General features: G+C 37.0%; 3 protein-coding genes, 1 pseudogene and 1 riboswitch. All 4 genes and pseudogenes read left to right on the top strand.

All coding sequences use genetic code 11. The features are described from left to right. Window positions 1–398, top strand: a pseudogene (locus tag QZR70_RS08730) (DNA repair protein RecN); the annotation flags it as partial. A gap of 41 nt (window positions 399–439) precedes the next feature. Beyond that, window positions 440–611: riboswitch (Lysine riboswitch) on the top strand. Between the two features lie 74 nt (window positions 612–685). After that, window positions 686–1,483: a 4-hydroxy-tetrahydrodipicolinate reductase gene (gene dapB, locus QZR70_RS08725; protein WP_295794561.1), complete on the top strand. Its 798-nt coding sequence runs from the start codon at window positions 686–688 to the stop codon at window positions 1,481–1,483. Window positions 1,484–1,506: 23 nt separating this feature from the next. After that, window positions 1,507–2,538, top strand: coding sequence for an aspartate-semialdehyde dehydrogenase (locus QZR70_RS08720; RefSeq protein ID WP_295783303.1), 1,032 nt, complete (start codon window positions 1,507–1,509; stop codon window positions 2,536–2,538). Between the two features lie 21 nt (window positions 2,539–2,559). Next, the gene (dapA, locus tag QZR70_RS08715; protein WP_295794558.1) at window positions 2,560–3,447 is read left to right on the top strand and encodes a 4-hydroxy-tetrahydrodipicolinate synthase; all 888 of its coding nucleotides are present in this window, start codon (window positions 2,560–2,562) and stop codon (window positions 3,445–3,447) included. Window positions 3,448–3,530: the final 83 nt, after the last annotated feature.

The raw sequence follows: 3,530 nt of genomic DNA, 5'->3' as shown, positions 1-3,530 counted from the left end.
AGTTATTACCTCTACATAAAGTAGCATCTGGCGGTGAGTTAGCTCGCATTGCATTAGCCTTTAAATCAGTATTCCGTAGTGACGCTTTTAAAACGATGGTATTTGACGAAATTGACGTTGGTATCAGTGGTGATATAGCACTTAAGGTGGCAGAAAAAATACTTAATTTATCTAGAACAAATCAAGTATTTTGTATTACTCATTTGCCTCAAACTGCAAGTATTGCGAAACAACACTATCATCTATCTAAAATCGAGCAAGATGATCGTACAATCTCTACATTAGTAGTCTTAAATGAGGAAGAACGAGTAACACAAATTGCGTCTATGATGTCTGGTAAGGGAATGTCTGCTACAGCACTTGCGGCGGCGAAAGAACTTATTGACCATTTTAATTGACTAAAATCGCATAATTACTTATACTAATAGTATTAAATGAATATGTTGATAGAGGTGCGAGTATAAATAGTAATCATGAGGAGTAGGCATGCATTGATCCATGATAAAAGGGATGCTTGCCGAAGTTCGGTGATTGCGACTCATCGTTCTGGTTGTCTATTTAATAAATGGACGACTGTCATCAATTTGAATTGGTGGAGTGCTATCATTGAGCTTTTAGTAACAGTTATAAGCTATATAAACTATAAGGCCAGTGGATGCATCCACTGGCTTTTTTGGAGGTATATATGATTCGAGTAATGGTAAATGGCGCTGGCGGTAAAATGGGCCGCGAAGTAGTCAAAGCAGTACATAATGATCCTGAGTTAACATTAGCAGGCGGTATCGATCCTACTAAGGCAGGTCAAGATGTAGGCACCGTAGCGGGCATCGAACAATTAGGAATTACAATGAATGCCTCCATCGATGAGGTTCTAGATACTAATAAACCTGATGTAATTGTAGATTTTACAAATCCTGCTGTTATCTATGAAAATGCGAAAAAGATGCTATCCGCAGGTATTCATGTAGTTATTGGTACTACTGGTTTAACAGCAGAACAACGCGACGAATTAGATGCTATTGGTCGTAAGAATAGTGCCAATTGCCTTGTAGCTCCTAATTTCTCTCTTGGTGCAGTTATGATGATGAAGGTTTCTGCTGAATTAGCTCCATATTTCCCTAATGTAGAAATTATTGAGCTTCATCATAACCATAAATATGATGCGCCATCTGGTACATCTATTTTAACAGCAAAATTAATTAACGAGGCTAAACAAGCTGCGAATGCAACTGCAGCAGAAGATTTAACTCGTGAAAGTTTACCAGGTGCTCGTGGTGCTAAGGTTGATGACGTAACCATTCACAGTGTTCGTTTACCTGGTTACGTAGCTCACCAAGAAGTACTATTTGGTGGCTATGATGAAACATTAACAATTCGTCACGATAGTTTAAGCCGTCTTTCCTTTATGCCAGGCGTAGTATTAGCATGTAAAAAAATTAGTGCTAAAACTGGTCTAACATACGGCTTAGAGCATTATTTATAATATAAGAGCAAGGAGATATAGTAATGAAAAAACCTAATGTTGCAATTCTTGGTGCTACTGGTGCAGTAGGAGCTGAATTTATTACACTGATTGAAGAGCGTAATTTCCCATATGAAAATCTTAAATTGTTAGCATCTGCTCGTTCTGCAGGTACTGAACTTACAGTGAATGGTAAAACATATGTTGTAGAGGAAGCAAAACCTGAGTCCTTTGAAAATATTGATATCGCTCTATTTGCAGGTGGTTCTATTTCTAAAACATTAGCACCAGAAGCAGCTAAACGAGGCGCTATTGTAATTGATAACTCTAGTGCGTTCCGTATGGATCCTGAAGTACCTCTTGTTGTACCGGAAGTAAATCCAGAAGATATCTTAAAACATAAAGGTATCATTGCTAATCCAAATTGCTCTACTATTATCATGAGCTTAGGCTTAAAACCACTTCATGATATTTCTCCAATTAAACGCATCGTTGTAAGTACATATCAAGCTGTATCTGGTGCCGGTAAAGAAGGTATTGAAGAACTTGAAAACCAAGTAAAACAATATACAGCTGGCGAAGAAATGACTGCAAATTTATTGCCAACAGGTTCTGCTCCTAAACATTATCCTGTAGCATTTAACTTATTGCCACAAATTGATGTATTCTTGGACAATGATTACACAAAAGAAGAAATGAAAATGGTTCATGAAACACAAAAAATTCTTCACGACGACACAATTCAAGTAGTACCAACTACTGTACGTGTTCCAGTGTATCGTTCCCACTCTGAATCTGTTTTAGTAGAAACAGCAGAACCAGTTTCTGTAGAAGCTTTCAAAGCAGCATGTGAGAAATTCCCTGGTTTACAAGTAAAAGATAATCCTGCAGAACAAATTTACCCAATGCCATTATATACATCCAATCAAAACGACTGTGAAATCGGCCGTATTCGTAAAGACTTATATAATGACAAAGGTATGAATTTCTGGATTGTAGGGGACCAAATTCGTAAAGGTGCAGCACTTAATGCGTTGCAAATTGCTGAGTACTTGGTAGAAAAACAAGCATTTTAATCTATCAAGGGGAGGACAGATATGAAAACCTTTGGTCGAGTATTAACGGCTATGATTACATCATTTAATAATGATGGATCCTTAAACATAGAAAATAGTGTAGCTATTGCTAATCATTTGTTAGATAATGGCTCTGACGGCCTCGTTGTATGCGGTACAACAGGGGAAAACCCATCCATGTCTAAAGAGGATAAATTAGCATTATTTACAGCAATTGCTAAAGAATGTGGTCATAAAGGTTCTATTATTGCTAACGTAGGTTCAAATGACACAAAATCTTCTGTAGAATTTGTGAAAGAAGTCTCTAAAATTGATGGAATCGATGGTTTATTGGTTGTAGTACCTTACTACAATAAGCCAAATCAACAAGGCCAATACTTACACTTTAAAGCTATCGCAGAGGCTACTACGCTTCCAATCATGGTATATAATGTACCAAGCCGTGTTGGAACAGGAATTTTTCCTACAACACTAGCACAATTACATAGTGAATATTCACATGTATGTGCTATTAAAGAAGCTAGTGGCAATCTTATGATTGCATCTGAAATTAAACGCTTAATGCCAGGAGAAGACTTCATGGTATACAGTGGGGATGATGGACTTACATTACCAATGTTATCAGTAGGTGCTTGTGGTGTAATATCCGTAGTGTCCCATGTGGCTGGCAAAGATATGAATGCTATGATTCAAGCTTTTGAATTAGGTCATAATCACGAAGCACTTCGTATTCATCAAAACTTAGCTGATATCGTTAAAGCGATGTTTATCACTACAAACCCAATTCCTGTTAAATATGCAACTCGTAAAATTGGCTTACCTGCTGGTGTATTTAATTTACCGATGTGTGAACCTAGTGCTGAAGAAGCAGCATATATTGATAAAGCTTTAGCTGAATATGTAAAATAAAATATACAGATACTAAAAACAGTAGCTATGATATGTACCCATTTTCCTGGACACATAATATTTACTAGCCTAAACACATGGAT

Origin of the sequence: uncultured Veillonella sp., from assembly GCF_900545205.1 — a bacterium.
Lineage (GTDB): Bacteria > Bacillota > Negativicutes > Veillonellales > Veillonellaceae > Veillonella.
Note: the sequence above shows the minus strand (reverse complement) of the source record. Positions and strands in the feature narration are given on the sequence as shown.

What these genes read in the sequence shown, in the direction of transcription:
- dapB (WP_295794561.1), top strand. Translation starts at nt 686, where the DNA reads ATGATTCGAGTAATGGTAAATGGCGCTGGCGGTAAAATGGGCCGCGAA.
- QZR70_RS08720 (WP_295783303.1), top strand. Translation starts at nt 1,507, where the DNA reads ATGAAAAAACCTAATGTTGCAATTCTTGGTGCTACTGGTGCAGTAGGA.
- dapA (WP_295794558.1), top strand. Translation starts at nt 2,560, where the DNA reads ATGAAAACCTTTGGTCGAGTATTAACGGCTATGATTACATCATTTAAT.